This is a genomic window from Pseudoalteromonas sp. 2CM41L, assembly GCF_023161905.1.
In the GTDB taxonomy this organism is placed as follows: domain Bacteria; phylum Pseudomonadota; class Gammaproteobacteria; order Enterobacterales; family Alteromonadaceae; genus Pseudoalteromonas; species Pseudoalteromonas atlantica.
Window position 1 is genome coordinate 1 of sequence record NZ_JALNTN010000023.1, and the last position, 19,048, is coordinate 19,048.

Here is a 19,048-nt window from a genome sequence, read left to right on the forward strand (position 1 = left end):
AAAGTGGGCGCATAGCTCAGCTGGATAGAGTACCTGGCTACGAACCAGGCGGTCGGAGGTTCGAATCCTCCTGCGCCCACCACTTTCATACATAAGCCGACATTAAGTCGGTTTTTTTGTATCTGAATTTTGAGAAAGCTTTCAGCTATCAGCTATCAGCTATCAGTTAAGTCAAACAAACACCCCAGCTAAAAATTTCAGCGTAGACGTAGAGCTTGCTCACGTTAGAAGCGCAGCTTCTAGTTACTTATGTACAGCTCAAAACCATTCACTGCTCTTTAACTTAAGCTGTGGTATTTTAAACACCTTGTTTAAAAGGAGCTTGCTGTATGTTTAAAGCTGTATTCATCACCTTTGTTTTACTATTTATCACTATTTTTAATGTGGGCGCGCACGCTCACACAGCTCAAACAACGCCAATTGTTGGCGCTGCTAAATACAAACATTATTTGCCACAGCTACAAAATAAACGTGTTGGCCTTGTGGTAAATCAAACATCGCTTGTTGAAAATACTCATTTAGTTGATGCTTTACTCACTAAAAATATAACCATAACCAAAATTTTTGCACCTGAGCATGGTTTTAGAGGCGATCACGACGCAGGAGCTCATGTTAAAAATGCGGTTGATAGTAAAACCGGTATCCCGCTTATTTCTATTTATGGCAAAAACAAAAAACCAAGCGCTGAGGCTTTGAGCGAAGTAGATGTTATTATTTTTGATATTCAAGATGTGGGCGTGCGCTTTTATACCTACATAAGCTCTATGCATTACATGATGGAAGCCGCAGCCGAGCAAGGTATTGAGTTTATTGTGCTTGATAGGCCAAACCCCAATATTACCTTCGTTGATGGGCCAATACTTGAGCGCCAATTTAAATCGTTTGTAGGTATGCACCCAATACCCGTGCTGCACGGCATGACGGTAGGCGAGCTTGCAAAAATGATCAAAGGCGAAAGCTGGATCAATAAAGCGGCTGATTTAAAGCTTACTGTGATCCCAGTTGATCATTACACGCGCTCAACATCCTACAGTTTACCTGTAAAACCCAGCCCTAATTTACCTAACGATCAATCAATTGCGCTGTATCCGTCGCTGTGCTTTTTTGAAGCAACCCCTGTAAGTATTGGCAGAGGCACCGACTTTGCGTTTCAAGTAATTGGCTACTCGCCCGTTGCGCTTGGGGATTTTAGTTTTACACCGCGCTCTATTAAAGGGGCGGCAGCAAACCCTAAATTTAAAAATACCCCTGTAAAAGGGCTCGATTTACGCACAGCAAACACGCGCGGGCTTGATTTAAGTTATTTAATTACGGCTTATAATAAATTATCTAAAAACAATATTACCTTTTTTGAACGCGCTGATTTTATGGATAAATTGGCTGGTACCAACAAACTACGGTTAGCTATTGAAGCAGGGCAATCAGAGCGGCAAATAAAACAAAGTTGGCAGCAAGGGCTTGCAGCATTTAAAAAGCAACGAGCGCCGTATTTGCTGTACAAGTAAGGGGTGCAAATGGCTTTAGTAATAAACAAAAAATTAAGCATCTGTTTTAAAACGGCTTTACTGGCGCTTGTTAGTGTTACTCTTGTAGCGTGCAGTACGGCAAATAAGCCAAATGAGTTTACAGCAAGTGAACTTAAGCAAAGCAAATTAGTAACGCTTCCAAACGCCCAAGTTATTGTTACTTTTCCTGAGGCTAACCCAAGCAGCCGTGAGTACGTAAATAACCGTGGCACATTTAAAGCGTATAAAGGGCGAGGGCAGTTATTAATTCAAAATAATAACGCTATTAGCGCCGATATTTTTATAAATAACCAAAAGCTTAATATTACCAACCAATTAGCCGCCAATACTTTATATGAGTATTCGCTAGCAAGGCGCACCCACAACGGGGTAAATACGTTTAAGGTTGAAAATATTAAACCTAAAGGCGCAAGCCTTACCTTGCGCTTTGAGTTTCCAACCTTAAATACCGCTGCGCAAAGTAATATAGACTTTAGCCAGGTCGATGCCCTTATTGAAAAAGACATACAAGCTGGTTTTCCTGGTGCGGTATTGGCCGTTATTAAAAGTGGCGAACTCATAAAGCTTAGTGCCTATGGCGATGCCAAACAGTACCAGCAAAGTGATTTAATGCTACTACGCCCAGAGCCAATGCAAACACACACTCTGTTTGATTTAGCCTCTAACACCAAAATATTTGCCACTAATTTTGCCCTTATGAAACTTGTAAGTGAAGGGCTTTTAAATATAAACAACTCCGTACAAAGTTACTTACCCGAATACAAAGGTGATGGCCGCGAGCTGCGCACAGTTAAAGATTTACTCACGCATACAGCGGGTTACCCACCTGTGTTTGATTTTCATCGTAAAGGTGCTAAAAATGGCGATGCGTATTTTTCGCAAAATAGCCAAACCACAAAGCAGTTGTTACTTACGCAAGTACCGCTGAGCAATAAATACCCCGCACAAGCCGTTTACTCCGATATTGATTACATGATTTTAGGCGTACTAGTTGAGCGTATAACCGGGCAACCACTTGATGACTACTTAGAGCAACACATTTACGCCCCACTTAAACTGACCAATACGGTATTTAACCCACTTAAAAAGGGCTTTAAACGCGCTGAATTTGCAGCAACCGAGCTTAGCGGCAACACTCGTGATGGCCGTATTACCTTTGAAAATATTCGTACCAATGTTTTGCAAGGCGAAGTGCACGACGAGCGAGCATTTTATTCGTTTAATGGCGTAGCAGGGCATGCCGGTTTATTTAGTAACGCACCCGATTTAGCTGTGCTTTGCCAAGTACTATTAAACCAAGGTGGCTTTGGCAATACCCAATTATTTAGCGCATCAACCTTAACGCAGTTTGTAACGCCACAACTAAACAACGAAACCTATGGCCTAGGCTTTAGGCTTGCAGGTAACAGCCAAGCTAGGCGTTGGCATTTTGGCCCTTATGCAAGTGCACAAGCGTATGGTCACACCGGCTGGACGGGCACAGTAACGGTTATTGATCCAACCTACGACTTAGCCATTATTTTATTGACCAATGCGCGGCACACAAAAATAAAAGGCGGGCAAAAACACTACCAATTTTTGGGCAAGCAATATGAGACCGCGCAATATGGCTCGGTGGTATCGCTTATTTACGAAGCACTACTAAATCAATAAATTATCGTTTAGGCTAAAACGGCCTAAGTGCAGTGCCTTAAGTGATTTATTTGCAGGTGACTTAACTAAGCCAATCCATTAAGCTAAGCGGTTTACAAATTCAGGCCACATTTTTAAAACGGCCTGTAAAATAAGCGTTTCAACGTGAATAAAGCGAACGCACTTCGCTATTAATAAAGGTTAATTTATGTCTTGGTATTCTATATTACCGCCGCTCATTGCTATCGCTATCGTATTTTGGCGAAAAGAAGTAATAATGGCACTTTTGGTGGCCGTGGCTTCATCAGAATTTTTACTCGCTATACAAGGCGAGGGTAATACCTTATTTGCTACATTTTTAAATACCATTGAGCGCATAATATCGGTAGCCAGCTCGCCGGGTAACACTCGCATTTTAATATTTAGTATTATGATTGGTGCCTTGCTTGCCTACATACGCGAATCAGGCGGCGTAGCAGCCACCGTTAATATGCTAATGAATAAAGGCATTGCAAAAAGTAAGCGCCAAGTTGGATTTTTAACCATGTTTACCGGCATCGCGGTATTTATAGAGTCAAACCTCAGCGTATTAACCTCAGGTATTGTATCGCGTGGCTTGTTCGACAAGTTTAAAATGAGCCGAGCCCGTCTTGCTTATATTATTGATAGTACCAGTGCACCGGTGTGTATTTTAATATTACTTAACGGTTGGGGCGCATTTGTACTGGGTTTACTTGGCAATTACGAGCTAAGCGAATCGGCAGTTTCTATTTTATGGGGCAGCGTAGGGTATAACTTTTACGCGATTATCACGCTAGTCATTGTGTTTTACACTATCGCGTTTGATAAAGTACACGGCCCAATGAAAGAAGCCGATCAAAAGCTAGAGCTGCAAAAAACTGACCTAAAAGAAGAAGTAAAAGGCTCTAAAGCGCGTTACATGCTCGTGCCATTACTTACCCTAATTGTGAGCATGGTAGGCTTTATGTTTTACACCGGCAACGGCGTACTTGCAGAAGGCAGCGGCTCTAAATCGGTTTTATACGCAACGGTATTAGCCATTGTGGTTGCATATGTTTTAATGATTAGCTCGCGCCAATTTACTCACCATCAATTAGTCGACACCGGCTTTAAAGGCATGGGCGAGTTATTACCGCTGGTGAGCATTGTATTGCTTTCACTTACACTGGGCGCAAGCTTAAAAGAGCTAGGCACGGGCGTATTTGTCGCATCGCTAGTGGGCGATTACCTACCTATTTACTTAATTGTACCAGTGCTGTTTTTAACCGGCGCGGTTATGTCGTTTACTACGGGTACATCGTGGGGCACATTTGCCATACTTATTCCTATTGGTGTGCCGCTTATTCAAGCGCTCGGTTTGCCACCTTCACTGGTGGTAGGCGCTATTTTAGGCGGCGGTATATTTGGCGATCACTGCTCGCCTATATCCGACACCAGCGCCGTATCGGCACTCGCCTCGGGGTGTGACTTACTCACCCACGTTAAAACGCAGCTACCATATGCGTTATTTGGCGGCGCACTGACGTTTATAGCGTATTTAGTAACAAGCATAATTGTGTTATAAAATTTGCTCGTTTAAATACAAAAAGGCCTGCTTAATCGCAGGCTTTTTTGTTTTAAATATGCAGTTAAGTACCCGTATTTATATTTTTTAGGTTATTGTATGGCATGAGCTTTAAGCTTTTTAATAGCTATAAATTCTTACTTTTTAACTTATACAAGGCTGTAAACCCACACTATGTTTGTAATAGATAATATCATTCTTGTTAGTGCCATTTTAATTTTACTAGGGGTTATCTCGAGTAAGCTATCTGCGCGCGTTGGCTTACCCGTGCTGGTGCTATTTTTACTGGTGGGCATGCTTGCAGGTGAAGACGGTATTGCCGGCATATCATTCGATAACGCAGAGGCTGCGCATGCTCTGGGCACACTAGCACTGGCTATTATTCTATTTGATGGTGGGCTACAAACGCCAACCAGTTCAATTAAACAAGTGTGGAAACCTGCTTCGGCTTTAGCAACGGTCGGGGTGCTTTTAACGGCTGTAATTACCGGCCTTGTCGCCACTTATATTTTAGACTTACCCGTATTACAAGGCGTTTTACTGGGCGCTATTGTGGGCTCTACAGATGCCGCGGCCGTATTTGCACTTTTACGAAGCGCCGGTATTCACCTAAATAAAAAGCTTAAATCAACCCTTGAAATAGAAAGTGCCTCGAACGACCCAATGGCTATTTTTTTAACGGTTGGTTTGCTCGAAATGCTAGTGAACGACATGCCAATAGGGCTGGGTTTACTGCAGTTATTTGCCCAGCAAATGGGCGTAGGCGCCGTTTGTGGGTTTTTAATTGGTAAGGTGTCGGTGTGGTTTATTAATCGAATAAAATTAAATGCATCAGGTTTGTATTTAGTAATGGTAACCGCATTTGGGCTGCTTTCTTTTGGCCTTTCTGCAACGCTTGGCGGCAGTGGCTTTTTAGCTGTATTTATAACCGGCGTTATTTTAGGTAACAGTAAATTTGTATATAAACGCGGCATTTTTCTTTTTCACGATGGTTTAGCGTGGCTTGGGCAAATAACCATGTTTGTTGTGTTAGGGCTTTTAATTAATCCCTCGTCGTTGGTTGATGTATGGCTAGAAGGGTTGTTAATTGCACTGGCACTTATTTTTGTTGCTCGCCCACTAGCGGTAGCGCCAATTTTAAAATTATTTGGCTTTAATAATCGCGAAACATTATTTGTATCTTGGGTGGGGCTAAGAGGCTCAGTGCCGATTATTTTAGCTATATTCCCACTGTTGTTTGGCCTTTCAGGGGCGGAGCTTATTTTTAATGTGGTTTTTTTCGTGGTGTTAATCTCGGCCACGTTGCAAGGCTCAACTATGCCTTGGATGGCTAAAAAGTTAAGTTTAATAGAGCCGCCACCCGATTTAGCAGCTGCAACGCTCGAAATTACCGCCCTAAATGATATTGATATAGAAATTGTAGAGTACACGTTAAGTGAGGTTTCTCGGGTTTCTGGGCGCAGTTTGTCACATGCTGCTCTGCCAGAAAGTGTAGTTGTAGCCATGATCACACGAGGGCCTTCAATCATACCGCCACGCGGCTCAACTAAATTAAAACCAAACGATCATTTATTTGTTGTTTTAAAACCCGCTAACAGACCTTTTGTTGATTTAGTTTTTACAGCAACCGATAAAACAAACCACCAAGACAGCCACTTAGCGCGCAACGAACTTAAAGTGAAAGGGGTTACGTTAGTAGGCGATATATTTTACTCATATCACATGAAAATAGACGCGCCAGAGGGTATAAGTTTGGAAGAGGTGATCAACCAAAAGCTCTCAGCAGAAATCAGTAAAGGCTCAATTGTGGTTATTGGTAATGTTCAACTACGCGTTATAACAATGGTACATACACGTATAGTGACCATCGGCTTAAAGTACTTACACAATCCAGAGCAACGACTTTTAAAGCAGTAACCATTACCGATAATTTACAAGATATTAGCGACGTAGGTTGGGTTGAGTGACACGAAACCCAACGTATCACCAATGTAATGAGCACACCCAAAGCTAATTATATGTAGTGTTTGTTGTAGGCGTACAGCTTGCTGGCGCGTCGGGCGTTAGCTCGGAGAACTCAGCGATAGAGCGTTTTATATTGCACTATGTAAAAAAGACTATTTAAAGGGAATTAAATGAAAGAATTTAATTGGAGTGAAGCAACTAAGCCACCATTAGAGGAATATTTTCCTGCAGATAAATTAGATAGAGCTCGCTACGCCACATTTTTATCAAGATTATTGGCTCAAGAGGGGTTTGACAAGAGTAGGCCTGATGATGAGCAAAAGAAAAACTATGTATTAAATCTCAATGCTGAATGGGGGGCAGGTAAAACCTATTTTCTTAAGCGTTGGTCACGAGAATTAATAGTAGATTTTCCTGTTGTATATATTGATGCATGGCAGCAAGACTATTCAGACGACCCATTTTTAACTGTAATTGCAGGTATCATCAAGCAGCTTCAACGTCAGGCTAAGTTTAATATAACTATTCCTAAGAGTGCAGTTTCTATGTTTAAGGCCGTTGCACCTGCTATTGCACAAGGCCTAACTAAAAAAATATCAGGCATAGATTTAGATGAGTTACACACATTACTATTCTCTGATGAAGAAATTGAAGATGATCAAAAGCAAAATTCTAACAAGTTAACTGGCAGCGACTTTTCGCCTGCTGTAAAGGCGCTTGCGCAAAACTTAATTAAAGATCATGAAGCTAAAAACAAAAGTATTGAAGTAATAAAATCTAAGTTAGATGATTGGGTCTGTAAGTTTGAAAAGCAAAAAGATAAGTCGTTACCTATATTTATTTTTATTGATGAATTAGACCGTTGTCGCCCAAGTTATGCAGTAGAAATGCTAGAGACGATTAAACATATTTTTGATGTGAAAGGTATCGTATTTGTCGTGGCTACGGATACCGATCAGCTTCAACATACAATTAAATCAATTTATGGTGAAGGGTTTGATGCAAAGGTTTATTTAGGCCGTTTTTTTAATAGTCGTTACAGTTTAAAGCGTCCTGTTTTAAAAGACTTTTTATTAGTACACAGCGATACAACTAAATTTGAAACTACGTACTTAAAAAGCAAAAGTATCGAGCTACTCCCCCGCACAGAAAACCCCGAAACTGCTTTAGCTAATATTTCAGTTGTATTAGATGCCTTTGAGGTATCAGCAAGAACAGCTATTCAAATTACTGAGCGTATTACAGCTATTATTGTGAATTTACCAAGTGGTAAAAAAATTGATGTACTTGTGCTCACGGTTTTGTTTTGTATCTATGAAAAAGATTATTCTTTATATGAAGAAATAATAAGTGGAAGGTTTAAGAGAACAAAACTAACTCAGAAAAGCGATACACAAAATATAAAGTTATCTGATTATTTATCAGAAGAAATACTACCCGTAGATTTAGAAAGGGATGTTATATTTTTTATTGATTCAAAATTATATAGTAAGGAGCCGAACTGTATAATTAACCGCTACAAAGATACGAAGAAAGTAATTAAATTAAAGCATTACATAGAGTATTTTTTCTGCCAAATTTTTGTAGTTGAAACATCACTTGTTTTTGCAGGATTTGGAAACACACAGGGGAGGAAGTTAACTGAATTAGAGCAAGCTGAAAAAGAATTACGGGAATGCAATGATTCTACTCAATATGAAGTGGCTAAGTCTTTGATTAGATATATTTATGTAAAAGATGCATATAACAAAATTACTAAAGAGCAATATCGTGATTTTATAGAGCTTTCCTCACCATTAGATTATATGGGCGATAGTTAACTACCTCTGTGCAGCGCGAAGCGCCTCTGTGTTCTCGGTGGTAATAAATATCTAAATTACCACCAACCTTAACTGAGCTAAACCACCTAAGCCCCACACTGCCTAACTCCAGCACCCGCATGTTTAAGCGCTATAATCTGCCCTTTGCCATTATGTGCCATAGCCAACATATCGCCCGTATTTATATTACTTTCAACCGCGTGTTTACCCTTTAAATCACTGAGCAGTGACTGCTTAATTTGCACTAGTACCTCGTCATTACAGCTGGCTATGAACCAGTCGTTATCAACCTTTACGAGCGTGCCGTATTCTATGTGGCGTTGTTGGTGTAAGCGCAAGCTATTAGCGTGCTGAGTATCGAGTGCGTGTTTTTGCTCGGTAATGGCGCTTGTGTAACTGCCCGATGGGTTTATTTCGTGGGTTTTAATAATTGAGTAGTTGTGAATATCGATAGTGTTAAGTACGGTTTTAGGTGCGTGGTTAATGCCCTCGTTACTATCAAACACAATAAAGGCGAATACGCCCAGTGCGCAGGCAAGGCTGGTTAACTGTAGCGTAAAACTAAGCCTTGAGGGCTTTTTATGGCTGGCATTATTAAGTAACGCTTTTTGTTGGGAAGCGCTGAGTGTAGTGCGTGCTTTTCGCTCTTTGTAGTGTTGAGTGAGCTTTTGATCAAACTGCTCATCAGGCTTGTTCATTGTTTGCTCCTAATAAACGTTTAAGGTTTTTCTTGGCATAGCGCAGCCTTGTTTTTACGCTCTCATGGTTGCTTTGCGTTATAAGCGCTATGTCGGCAAGGCTAAAGCCTTCTTGTTGTAAGGTAATGGCTTCGCGTTGAACAAAGCTCAGTTGCTTGAGTGCGCTATCGAACGCTTGGTAATTTATATTGCTAATACTATTGTTATTACCTTGCTCATTTTGCTGCGCGGGTAGGTGGGTGTTTTTGTCAAGCTCTACAAAGCGCTGTTGTTTGCGGTATTCGTCTACTAATGTGTTGCGCGCGAGTTTAAATAACCACGCTTTTGGCGTGGTTTGCGCTTGGTAAAGGTGGCGTTTTTCGATTACTTTTAGCCAGGTTTGTTGGCTTACGTCGTATGCTAAATGCGTATTAGATTGCGTCACTAGGTAGTGATATAAATCGTTACTGTATAAGGCAATAAGCTGTTCTAAGTAGCGGTTGTCGCCACTTTTTGCGTAACTTGCCATGCAATCCTTGCTTGGCGTTTCAAATAACCATGACTTAATACTGAGTAGCATAGGCGTTTAGTCCGTTAAATAGGGTTATCTAATTTAAAATCGAGCTGTACGGTTTGATCTGTTTGTAATTGTGCCACACCTTCTATTACTTTGGGGCGATATTTCCAGCGTTTTATGGCTCTTATTGCTTCGCGGTCAAAGGTGCGTTTGGGCTCGGCGTTTATTACCACTGGGTTTATTACTTCGCCGGTGGGCGAAATACTAAAGCTCAGTTGCACCCAGCCTTCTATGCCATTGCGCGCGGCAGATGTTGGGTATTTTGGATTTATGCGCACTATGGGTGTTGCATCGCCTGTTGGGCGGTTAATAGTGCTATTTATATCATCTCCAAAATCATCAATAGTGATAGGTGTTAATTCGTTAATCGCTATTACAGGGTCGTTTGAGGTATCGACTGGTGGCGCGTTAGGTGGCGTTTTTGGCACAGGCGGTGGTGGCTGTATTTTTTGTATATGCCTAACTTGTGAATCCTCTGGTGCCTGAAAAATCTCTACAATAATATCGTCGCCAAGTTTTATAGGTGCGCGCTGCTTGCCACTAATTAGGTATTGCATAAATGCAAAGGCGGCAAAGGTCATTACTGCGCCGCCAATAACGGCGGTTGATGTTTTAATAAATGCTGAATTATTGGGTACTTCAAGTGTGTGCATAAGCCGCTCCGAGTAAACTTATTGGGTTGTTTAAAAGCTATAACGGGGGGCAAATCAAAAAGGGGTTAAATAATTTTATAAAAATTGCGGGGTTTAGTTACAATAGCGTTCGCTATATTTTTACTTATTAATTTTTTAGGCTGTTATGCAACTCATACAAATAGATAAAGCACGTTACCGCAAACATTTAAATAGGGTAATTGCTGGGTGTGCGGCGGGTTTAGCTGTTGGCAGCTTGGCTATATCGCAAACGTTAATTGCGTTGTTTCCTGATGAAAGCGGGAGCCATTTTCATTGGAATTTAACCGGTGTTGTTATAACAAGTTTGGCCATTGGTTGGCTGTTAAATAAATACCGTACCCATAGTTTTATGACCGAAGTGGTCTATGTGTGGGAGCTTAAACAAGCGCTTAATAAAATAACCCGCAAAATGCCAAAGCTAAAAGCGGCAGGGCGCGAGGGTAATGCCGATGCATTATTAGCGATTCATTATAGTTATGCGGGCTCACGGCTTTTATGGCAGCTTGACGATAACACCATTACTATGGATGAGTTAGCTATAAAACAAACCGAGCTTGATAGTGTGGCGGCCAAGTATAACCTGACTTTAAATGCCGATGACTATAACGAGGCTATATTAAAACAGTTTTAAAGCCTAGGTGGTTAAATTAGCTAAAGGAGCCTTAATGAAAAAAGTACTGATAGTGTGTTTAGGTAATATTTGCCGTTCGCCCACAGCAGAGGCGGTGTTAAAAGCGCGTGCTAAAAAATTAGGCGTTGAGGTAAAAGTAGACTCGGCAGGGACTATTGGCTACCACGAAGGTAAAACGCCAGATAGCCGCTCAATGGCTGCAGGCGAAAAACGCGGTTATAGCTTTAAAGGTATATTTTCGCGCCCAGTGCGCAGCAGCGATTTTACTGAGTTTGATTTAATTTTAGCGGCCGACACACAAAACTTAGCTGACTTAAAAGCGCAATGCCCCACCCACTTACATTACAAGCTGGCATTGTTTTTAGAATACGGCGAGCAAAGCCAAAGCGCCATACCCGACCCATACTACGGCGGCGATGATGGCTTTGAAAATGTGCTCGATTTAATTGAAGCCGCAAGCGATAAAATACTCGCAAAGCTTTGAATAAAGCTACCTGAACAAAAAAGACGCTATAATACCTTGCGTGTTATCTGGCTATTTTAAAGTCGAGCTGTACTTGCGTACTTGCAACAACGGGTTGGCCGTTTTCAAATTTTGGTGCATAACGCCACTTTTTAAGTGCTGTAAGTGCGGACCTTTCAAACTCTTTCCCCCCTTGTGAGCTAACTACCTCTGGGTTTTTAACAAAGCCTGCGGTATCTACGTCAAATTCAACAACGACAATACCATCTCGCATTTGGCGTGCTTTGTTTTGTGGGTACTCAGGGTTTTTGCGGTATATAGGTGTTTGCTCTTGTGTTTTTTTCCACGGCACCATTTTAGCAATTGCTAAACAATGCTTAGTGGCTTGTTCGCTTTGGCCTGTTTTTTCGTAAAGGTTAACAAGCTTTGAGTGCGCAGTAAGCTCAGCGCTGTGATCAAAGCTTAAGTTGTTATCAAATACCGATACAACATGGTTTAGTCGTTCAATGGCTTCATTGTATTTTTTCTTACCTTGAGCAAACGACGCCATTAAAAAGTCGGCTTTAATGCGCTCTACGGTGTTGTCGTCTAAGTTATTACGGTAGTAGTCATCGGCTTGGTTAAGCAGCGTTTTAGCTTTATGGTATTTTTTATGAGCAAATTTTTTGGCAAGCAGCGAGGCTGCTTCAAACTGCATGTCGGCAACGAATTTAGGGTTGTTTTGTGTTTTAGCAATCTCAATTATACGGTCGTAATCGTTATCGGCTTGATAGGCCGAGCTGGTGTTTTCCGCTTTGCCTATTAGGGCATCGATTGTTTCTATTGCATTTTTACCGTGGTTATTTGCCAGTATTGTATAGGCTTGCGAGTAAAGTTCGAAGCGTTGCTCTGATACATTTTTTTTGTCGTTGATAGAGCGCGGCGCTGTAATTGCTTTGGCGTAATTAATAGCAAGGCTTGCGGTGTTATCACTTTTATCACCATAAAGCGCAAGGCCTGTAGTATAGGCATGTTTAGCCGCTTGCTCTATGTTTTCGTCTTTTTTAACAGCCGTTAAATAACTTTGGTATGCATCAGAAAAGGCGGCTTTATCATCGCTTACTTGGCTTGCATTGGCCTGGCTTGCAAAAGGCGAAAAGGTTAATCCGATAACTAAGGCGAGGTGTTGTGCTTTCATAATAATCCCTATTAGTGTTCAATCTAGAAACAAAATACCACAAGTGATAATAGTTTTCATTACTCTTTGTGTGGGCGTTTGCTTATAAAACTAACTAATTACCTAATACCCATGTGCACTAAGCTGTAACTAATTTTCGTTATTAAACTGTGCTAATAGTGCCTACTGAGATAACAAGGTAACACCGTTTTAGCTTTTTATAGGTGCGGTGTATTAACTTAATGTATAAGCAGCGTGGTAAAAGTAATAAAATTAAAATAGCAAATGCGTACAAGTTTGTCATTGTTTTGGGGAAATAGCCTTAGGTAGTGGGAGTTTATTGCATATTAAGATTGAAAATAGGCTGTGTAATCGCCATATATTTGCCATAAACCTAGTGTACTACGATCTAACTTTAAACATTTGTGATATTATCACCTTATGGTGTCGTAGTTATTTAATTATTTGGATTTGTCGTGGCGCAAGTAAGAGCAAGAGCCCAGCTTAATGTTGGCAAAAATAGTGATATTCCCGCAGAAATAGTGTCTTTTAGTGGCTTAAAAGACGGCCAAGAACACGTTGCGTTTGTATTTAACAATGCTGATGTAAATCAAAATGTGCCGCTTATTCGCATGCACTCTGAGTGTTTAACCGGTGATGTGTTTCATTCATCGCGCTGCGATTGTGGCGAGCAGTTAAATGAGTGTATTGAAATGATGCACGAGCAAGGCGGGGTGTTATTGTATTTACGCCAAGAGGGCCGAGGTATTGGTTTATATAATAAAATTGATGCTTACGTGCTGCAATCTCAAGGTATGAACACTTACGAGGCTAATAATCACTTAGGTTTTGCTGACGACTTACGTGATTTTTCGGACGCGGTATTAATGCTCAACGCACTTAATTTAAGCCACGTTAAATTAATGACCAATAACCCTAAAAAGCTTAATGCATTAAAAGATGCCGGCATTGAAGTAGACACCGTTATTGGTACCCATGCGCACATTAAAGCAGGCCTTACAGGTAACAAAGCTTACCTAGAAACCAAAATAAAACACGGCGCACATATGTTAGATATTAAAAAAATTAAAAAACCTTAACTATTTAATCATGTAGTGTCTGTTAATCCCCCCTCACGCCAAGTTATACTTGGCGTGTTTTGTTTAATTTAAGAGCCAGTATGTCTAACGAATTACGAATTTTTAAAGCCGATGCCGGGCTAAAGTGGTTTAAAGCCGGTTGGCATATTTTTAAAACCCAGCCATTTACCTTTGTAGTTATGCACTTATTAATAGGCATAGTGGGCATACTGTCGTTATTTTTACCTTTGCTGCAAGTTGTTGCGGCACTTGCTACGCCTTTTTTAACCGCCGGCTTTTATCAGGCGGTGCTTAGCAAGCAGCAGGGCGGTAAAATTATGCTCGCCGACATACTCAAACCCTTTAGCGCAAAAGGTAACCGTTTAGGACTGCTACGTTTAGCGCTTTACCAAATGGGGGCGGGTATTTTAATGGCCTTATTAGCTAATGGCCTATTTGCCGATGCGGTGGCTATTATGAGCCAAGAGGGGCTTGATCCTAACATTGCGCTTGAGCAAACCTTAAATAGTATTTCGGGCGCCAGTGTGGTGCTATTTTTAGTGGCAATGGCGGTGTATTTAATGGCGTTTGCTTACGCGGTACCGCTTATTTATTTTAGTAAAGAAAAACGCATTTTAACGGCGCTTAAAAATTCGCTATTGGTTTTTTATCATAACCTGTTCGCATTGAGTGTTTTTGGCATTATTTGTGTGTTATTTATGGCGCTTTCTATGTTCTTATCGTTCTTACCGCTGTTGATTTTAATGCCAATTTGCTACATTAGTTTCTTTGTATCTTATCAGGCTATTTTTATGCCAGTTGTACCGCCAAGTGACGATAGCAATGTTAAACCACTTAGCAGTGAACAAAGCGGGCGCTTTGACGCTTAATGGATGATAAGTTAAAACAAAAACTTAAAAACTATGTACTGTGGTTACTTGGGCGCCAAGAGTATTCGCGCCGTGAGTTAACCTTTAAGCTTCAGCAAAAAGAAGCCAGCGACGAGTTTATAGAAACCCTGCTTAATTGGTGCGAAGAGCACAATTTTATTAACGAGCAACGTTATTGCGAAGGGTTTGTCAGAAAACACATTTTTAAAGGCCATGGCTTAAAGCGCATTCAAAGCGAAGCCATAGGCAAAGGGATTGACCGTTCACTACTTGAAAGAGTGGTTGAAGAGCTTGAAATAGACTGGTTTGAGCTTGCGCAGGAAGCGTACAACAAAAAGTATTCAACTACACCGGCCAACCTCGAGTACAAAGATAAAGCTAAGCGCGTGCGCTACTTAATGTACCGAGGATTTAGCTACGAACAAATTGATTTTGCAATGCAAGCACAGTAAATACAGGTGAGATTTTCACATGCAGCACATGACTACGGCACAACTTAGGCAACAGTTTTTAGACTTTTTTGCCAGCAAACAGCACCAAATTGTCCAATCGGCTTCACTTATTCCGGGTAACGATGCCACGTTGTTATTTAACAATGCCGGTATGGTTCCTTTTAAGGATGTGTTTTTAGGCGCCGAAACTCGCCCTTACACGCGTGCTACAAGTGCACAGCGTTGTGTGCGTGCTGGTGGTAAACATAACGATTTAGAAAACGTAGGTTACACAGCGCGTCACCATACATTTTTTGAAATGCTAGGTAACTTTAGTTTTGGCGATTACTTTAAACAAGACGCTATTAAGTTTGCGTGGGAGTTTTTAACTGAGGTTGTTAAATTACCACAAGAAAAACTACTTGTTACTATTTACCACGACGATGAAGATGCATTTGGCTTTTGGCACAATGATATTGGCCTAAGCGAAGATCGTATTATTCGTATTGCTACCTCAGATAACTTTTGGTCAATGGGCGATACTGGCCCGTGTGGCCCGTGTTCTGAAATATTTTACGATCACGGTGAGCACATTTGGGGTGGTCCTCCGGGCTCGCCTGAAGAAGATGGCGACCGCTTTATCGAAATTTGGAACCTTGTATTTATGCAGTACAACCGTCAAAGCGACGGTACTATGGAGCCGCTGCCTAAACAATCTGTTGATACAGGTATGGGCCTTGAGCGTATTGCTGCTATTTTACAAGGCGTGCATTCAAACTACGAAATCGACTTGTTCCAAGGCTTAATTGCAGCTGCGGCAAGTGTAACTAACGCACAAGATTTAAACGATAAGTCGCTACGCGTTGTGGCGGATCATATTCGTTCGTGTGCGTTTTTAATCTCTGATGGTGTTATGCCGTCAAACGAAGGCCGTGGTTATGTATTGCGTCGTATTATTCGTCGTGCAGTGCGCCATGGTAACAAGCTTGGTGCACAAGGTGCGTTTTTCTATAAACTGGTTGCAGCGCTTATTGAACAAATGGGCCAAGCCTACCCAGAGCTTGCAAAGCAGCAAGAAATTATCGAAAAAGTACTGCGCATTGAAGAAGAACAATTTGGTAAAACCCTTGAGCGTGGCTTAGCTATTTTAGAAGAGAGCCTAAGCGAGCTTAAAGGCGATGTTATTCCTGGTGACTTAGTATTCAAATTATACGACACCTATGGTTTCCCCGCTGATTTAACGGCCGATGTAGCCCGTGAACGCCAAATGACAATAGACCATGCAGGCTTTGAAGAGTGCATGGCTGTACAGCGTAAAACAGCGCAGCAAGCGGGTAAATTTGGTGCCGATTACAACGAGCAATTAAAGTCAGAAAAACACACTGAGTTTAAAGGCTACGACAGCACACATCATAGCGCTACAGTAGTAGAAGTGTTTGCAAATGGTGAGTCGGTTTCTATTTTAGAAGACGGCCAACAAGGCATTGTGGTACTTAACCATACGCCATTTTATGCAGAATCTGGTGGCCAAACAGGCGATACCGGTACCATTACTGTTGCAGGTGGCGAGTTTACAGTAACTAACACTACTAAGCTGGGTAATGCGTTTGCGCACCACGGTAGCGTACAAGGGCGCATTGCGGTTAACGATAAAGTAGATGCAACTATTGATGATGCCCGTCGTGAACGTATTAAGAAAAATCACACAGCTACGCATATTTTACACGAAGCACTGCGCCAATTATTAGGTGAACACGTAAGCCAAAAAGGCTCGCTGGTTGAGCCTGAACGTTTACGTTTTGACTTCTCGCACTTTGAAGCGGTTACTAAAGACGAACTACGTGAAATTGAGCGAGTAGTTAACGATGAAATTCGTCGTAACTTTGCCCTAAACACTGAGCTTATGGCGATTGATGACGCTAAAGCAAAAGGGGCAATGGCGCTGTTTGGCGAAAAGTACGACGATGAAGTACGCGTTGTAACCATTGGCGATTACTCAATTGAACTGTGTGGCGGTACGCACGTAGAGCGCGCGGGTGATATTGGCTTATTTAAAATTGTATCTGAAAGCGGTATTGCTGCAGGCGTACGCCGTATTGAAGCTGTAACAGGCGCAGATGCAGTGGCGTATGTAAGCGAGCAAGAAAAACAGCTAAACGATGTAGCGGCGCTGGTAAAAGGTGATAGCGCATCGGTACTTGAAAAAGTAACTGCGCTTCTTGAAAAGTCTAAAGGCCTTGAAAAGCAAATTGCACAGCTTAACGATAAGCTAGCCAGTGCAGCGGGTGCGTCTTTACTTGATTCGATTGTTGAAATTAATGGCGTTAAGCTACTAGTGGCAAACGTTGAAGGAACTGAATCTAAAGCGCTTCGTGGTATGGTTGACGACCTTAAAAACAAGATTGGCTCAGGTGTTATTGCACTGGGTGTTGCCAGCGGCGAAAAAGTAAGCCTAATTGCCGGTGTAACGAAAGATTTAACCGGTAAAGTTAAAGCCGGTGAGCTTGTAAACCACATGGCAGGCCAAGTAGGCGGCAAAGGGGGCGGTCGTCCTGATATGGCACAAGCGGGTGGCTCACAGCCTGAAAACCTAAACGCCGCGCTTGAAAGCGTGGCTGCCTGGGTAAGTGAGAAAGTTTAAGCTTACGTGGCACTTATTGTCCAAAAGTTTGGCGGCACTTCGGTTGGCTCTATTGAGCGAATAGAAGCGGTCGCCGACCTTGTTGTTAAAACTAAGCAGCAAGGTCATCAAGTGGTTGTGGTTCTTTCGGCCATGTCGGGAGAAACCAACCGCTTAATTAACCTCGCCAAGCAAATAGATACTCGCCCGAGTAGCCGAGAATTAGACGTACTTATTAGCACTGGAGAACAGGTTTCTGTTTCGCTCCTTGCTATGGCTATTATAAAACGTGGCCATTCGGCTGTAAGCCTACTAGCCGATCAGGTTAATATTCAAACCGATAACATGTTTGGTAAAGCCCGTATTGAAGAGGTTGCTGCGACGCGTTTAAAGCATGAGCTTGAGCATAATCGGATTGCGATTATTGCCGGTTTTCAGGGGCGCGATGTAGAGGGCAATATTACAACCCTTGGACGTGGCGGCACCGATACCTCTGCGGTAGAGATAGCCGCGGCAATAAAAGCCGATGAATGTCAGATCTATACCGACGTTGATGGCGTATACACTACTGATCCTCGTGTAGAACCAAACGCACAGCGAATGCGCCATGTAACGTTTGCCGAAATGCTAGAGCTGGCAAGCTTAGGCGCAAAAGTATTGCATATTCGTGCTGTTGAGTCGGCTGGTAATCATAAAATGCCGCTAAGGGTACTTTCGAGTTTTGAGCCCGATGAAGGAACGCTAATAAGTTTTGAGGAGAGCGATATGCCAACAAAGGTTGTGTCGGGGATTGCGTTTAATCGTGACGAATGCTTGATAAAGGTACATGGCGTACCATACTGTGTTCATTCTCTTACAAAAATTTTGAAACTTTTTGCAGAAAATGGCATCGAAATAGATATGATTAGTCAAGTTAATCATAACTTTGAAAAAATAGACTATGCTTTTACTGTGCATTCAAATGACTATTTGCAAGCACACGATTTACTAACTCAACAACAGGTAAATCTGCAGGCTGATAGCATTTCTAGTGATACAACAGTTGCAAAAGTGTCGGCTGTTGGCATAGGAATGAAGTCTCACAGTGGTGTAGCGCATCAATTTTTTGATGCATTGGCGCAAGAAGGCATACACATAGTTTTAGTATCGACGTCTGAAATCAAGGTATCGGTTTTAATCGACGAGAAGTATTTAGAACTAGCAGTAAGAGCGTTACACTCAGAATTTTTAACAGAAAATGGATAGTTTGGGAGTTTTTACTTACTTTTCAATCAATTTTTCATTAAAATGGTCAAGCGGAATCTTATAATTTATTGGAACAT

At 41.7% G+C, this 19,048-nt stretch carries 16 protein-coding genes and 1 tRNA gene; 13 read left to right on the forward strand and 4 right to left on the reverse strand.

All coding sequences use genetic code 11. The annotated features are described in order from the left end of the window. Nucleotides 1-5: 5 nt before the first annotated feature. The 6 genes from MTF64_RS18745 (at nt 6) to MTF64_RS18770 (ending at nt 8,528) form a co-directional block, all read left to right on the forward strand. Nucleotides 6-82: transfer RNA gene (locus tag MTF64_RS18745), tRNA-Arg, on the forward strand. A 247-nt stretch (nt 83-329) separates the two neighbouring features. Further along, a complete protein-coding gene (locus MTF64_RS18750; RefSeq protein ID WP_248452310.1) occupies nt 330-1,505 on the forward strand; it encodes a DUF1343 domain-containing protein in 1,176 nt (391 codons plus the stop codon). 9 nt (nt 1,506-1,514) lie between these two features. Continuing rightward, a complete protein-coding gene (gene pbp4b / locus MTF64_RS18755; protein WP_248452311.1) occupies nt 1,515-3,179 on the forward strand; it encodes a penicillin binding protein PBP4B in 1,665 nt (554 codons plus the stop codon). A gap of 187 nt (nt 3,180-3,366) precedes the next feature. After that, nucleotides 3,367-4,743 carry a Na+/H+ antiporter NhaC family protein gene (locus tag MTF64_RS18760; RefSeq protein ID WP_248452312.1) on the forward strand — a complete coding sequence of 459 codons (1,377 nt, stop codon included), beginning with the start codon at nt 3,367-3,369 and terminating at the stop codon, nt 4,741-4,743. Nucleotides 4,744-4,917: 174 nt separating this feature from the next. Then, entirely contained in the window at nt 4,918-6,660 is a 1,743-nt protein-coding gene (locus MTF64_RS18765; RefSeq protein WP_248452313.1) for a potassium/proton antiporter, read from the forward strand. 218 nt (nt 6,661-6,878) lie between these two features. Continuing rightward, complete coding sequence (locus tag MTF64_RS18770) at nt 6,879-8,528, forward strand: P-loop NTPase fold protein (protein ID WP_248452315.1); 1,650 nt, start codon at nt 6,879-6,881, stop codon at nt 8,526-8,528. Between the two features lie 86 nt (nt 8,529-8,614). Here MTF64_RS18770 and MTF64_RS18775 read toward each other — a convergent pair whose 3' ends face one another. Genes MTF64_RS18775 through MTF64_RS18785 form a run of 3 tightly spaced genes read right to left on the reverse strand, consistent with a single transcriptional unit; the run spans nt 8,615 to nt 10,435 of the window. Continuing rightward, nucleotides 8,615-9,226, reverse strand: a complete 612-nt coding sequence (locus MTF64_RS18775; protein ID WP_248452316.1) for a hypothetical protein — start codon at nt 9,224-9,226, stop codon at nt 8,615-8,617. Then, complete coding sequence (locus MTF64_RS18780; RefSeq protein ID WP_248452317.1) at nt 9,213-9,785, reverse strand: sigma-70 family RNA polymerase sigma factor; 573 nt, start codon at nt 9,783-9,785, stop codon at nt 9,213-9,215. The genes MTF64_RS18775 and MTF64_RS18780 overlap by 14 nt, the downstream gene beginning before the upstream one ends. A gap of 14 nt (nt 9,786-9,799) precedes the next feature. Continuing rightward, complete coding sequence (locus MTF64_RS18785) at nt 9,800-10,435, reverse strand: energy transducer TonB (protein ID WP_248452319.1); 636 nt, start codon at nt 10,433-10,435, stop codon at nt 9,800-9,802. 145 nt (nt 10,436-10,580) lie between these two features. On the opposite strand from MTF64_RS18785, the gene MTF64_RS18790 reads away from it, so the two are divergent. Together MTF64_RS18790 and MTF64_RS18795 are read left to right on the forward strand one after the other, a co-directional pair. Further along, the gene (locus tag MTF64_RS18790) at nt 10,581-11,087 is read left to right on the forward strand and encodes a DUF3087 domain-containing protein (protein ID WP_248452320.1); all 507 of its coding nucleotides are present in this window, start codon (nt 10,581-10,583) and stop codon (nt 11,085-11,087) included. 34 nt (nt 11,088-11,121) lie between these two features. Further along, complete coding sequence (locus tag MTF64_RS18795; protein WP_024031596.1) at nt 11,122-11,571, forward strand: low molecular weight protein-tyrosine-phosphatase; 450 nt, start codon at nt 11,122-11,124, stop codon at nt 11,569-11,571. 43 nt (nt 11,572-11,614) lie between these two features. Here MTF64_RS18795 and MTF64_RS18800 read toward each other — a convergent pair whose 3' ends face one another. Beyond that, nucleotides 11,615-12,727, reverse strand: coding sequence for an energy transducer TonB (locus MTF64_RS18800; protein WP_248452321.1), 1,113 nt, complete (start codon nt 12,725-12,727; stop codon nt 11,615-11,617). A gap of 455 nt (nt 12,728-13,182) precedes the next feature. Between MTF64_RS18800 and ribA the strand changes: the two genes are divergently transcribed. The 5 genes from ribA (at nt 13,183) to MTF64_RS18825 (ending at nt 18,971) form a co-directional block, all read left to right on the forward strand. Then, nucleotides 13,183-13,806, forward strand: a complete 624-nt coding sequence (gene ribA / locus MTF64_RS18805) for a GTP cyclohydrolase II (RefSeq protein ID WP_024031598.1) — start codon at nt 13,183-13,185, stop codon at nt 13,804-13,806. 80 nt (nt 13,807-13,886) lie between these two features. Further along, nucleotides 13,887-14,675 carry a BPSS1780 family membrane protein gene (locus MTF64_RS18810; RefSeq protein WP_004587511.1) on the forward strand — a complete coding sequence of 263 codons (789 nt, stop codon included), beginning with the start codon at nt 13,887-13,889 and terminating at the stop codon, nt 14,673-14,675. Further along, on the forward strand, nt 14,675-15,127 hold the full coding sequence (locus MTF64_RS18815; protein ID WP_004587512.1) for a regulatory protein RecX: 453 nt from the start codon (nt 14,675-14,677) through the stop codon (nt 15,125-15,127). Before MTF64_RS18810 ends, MTF64_RS18815 begins: the two co-directional genes overlap by 1 nt. A gap of 19 nt (nt 15,128-15,146) precedes the next feature. Further along, complete coding sequence (alaS, locus tag MTF64_RS18820) at nt 15,147-17,747, forward strand: alanine--tRNA ligase (RefSeq protein WP_248452322.1); 2,601 nt, start codon at nt 15,147-15,149, stop codon at nt 17,745-17,747. Nucleotides 17,748-17,753: 6 nt separating this feature from the next. Beyond that, entirely contained in the window at nt 17,754-18,971 is a 1,218-nt protein-coding gene (locus MTF64_RS18825) for an aspartate kinase (RefSeq protein WP_054983851.1), read from the forward strand. Nucleotides 18,972-19,048 lie beyond the last annotated feature (77 nt).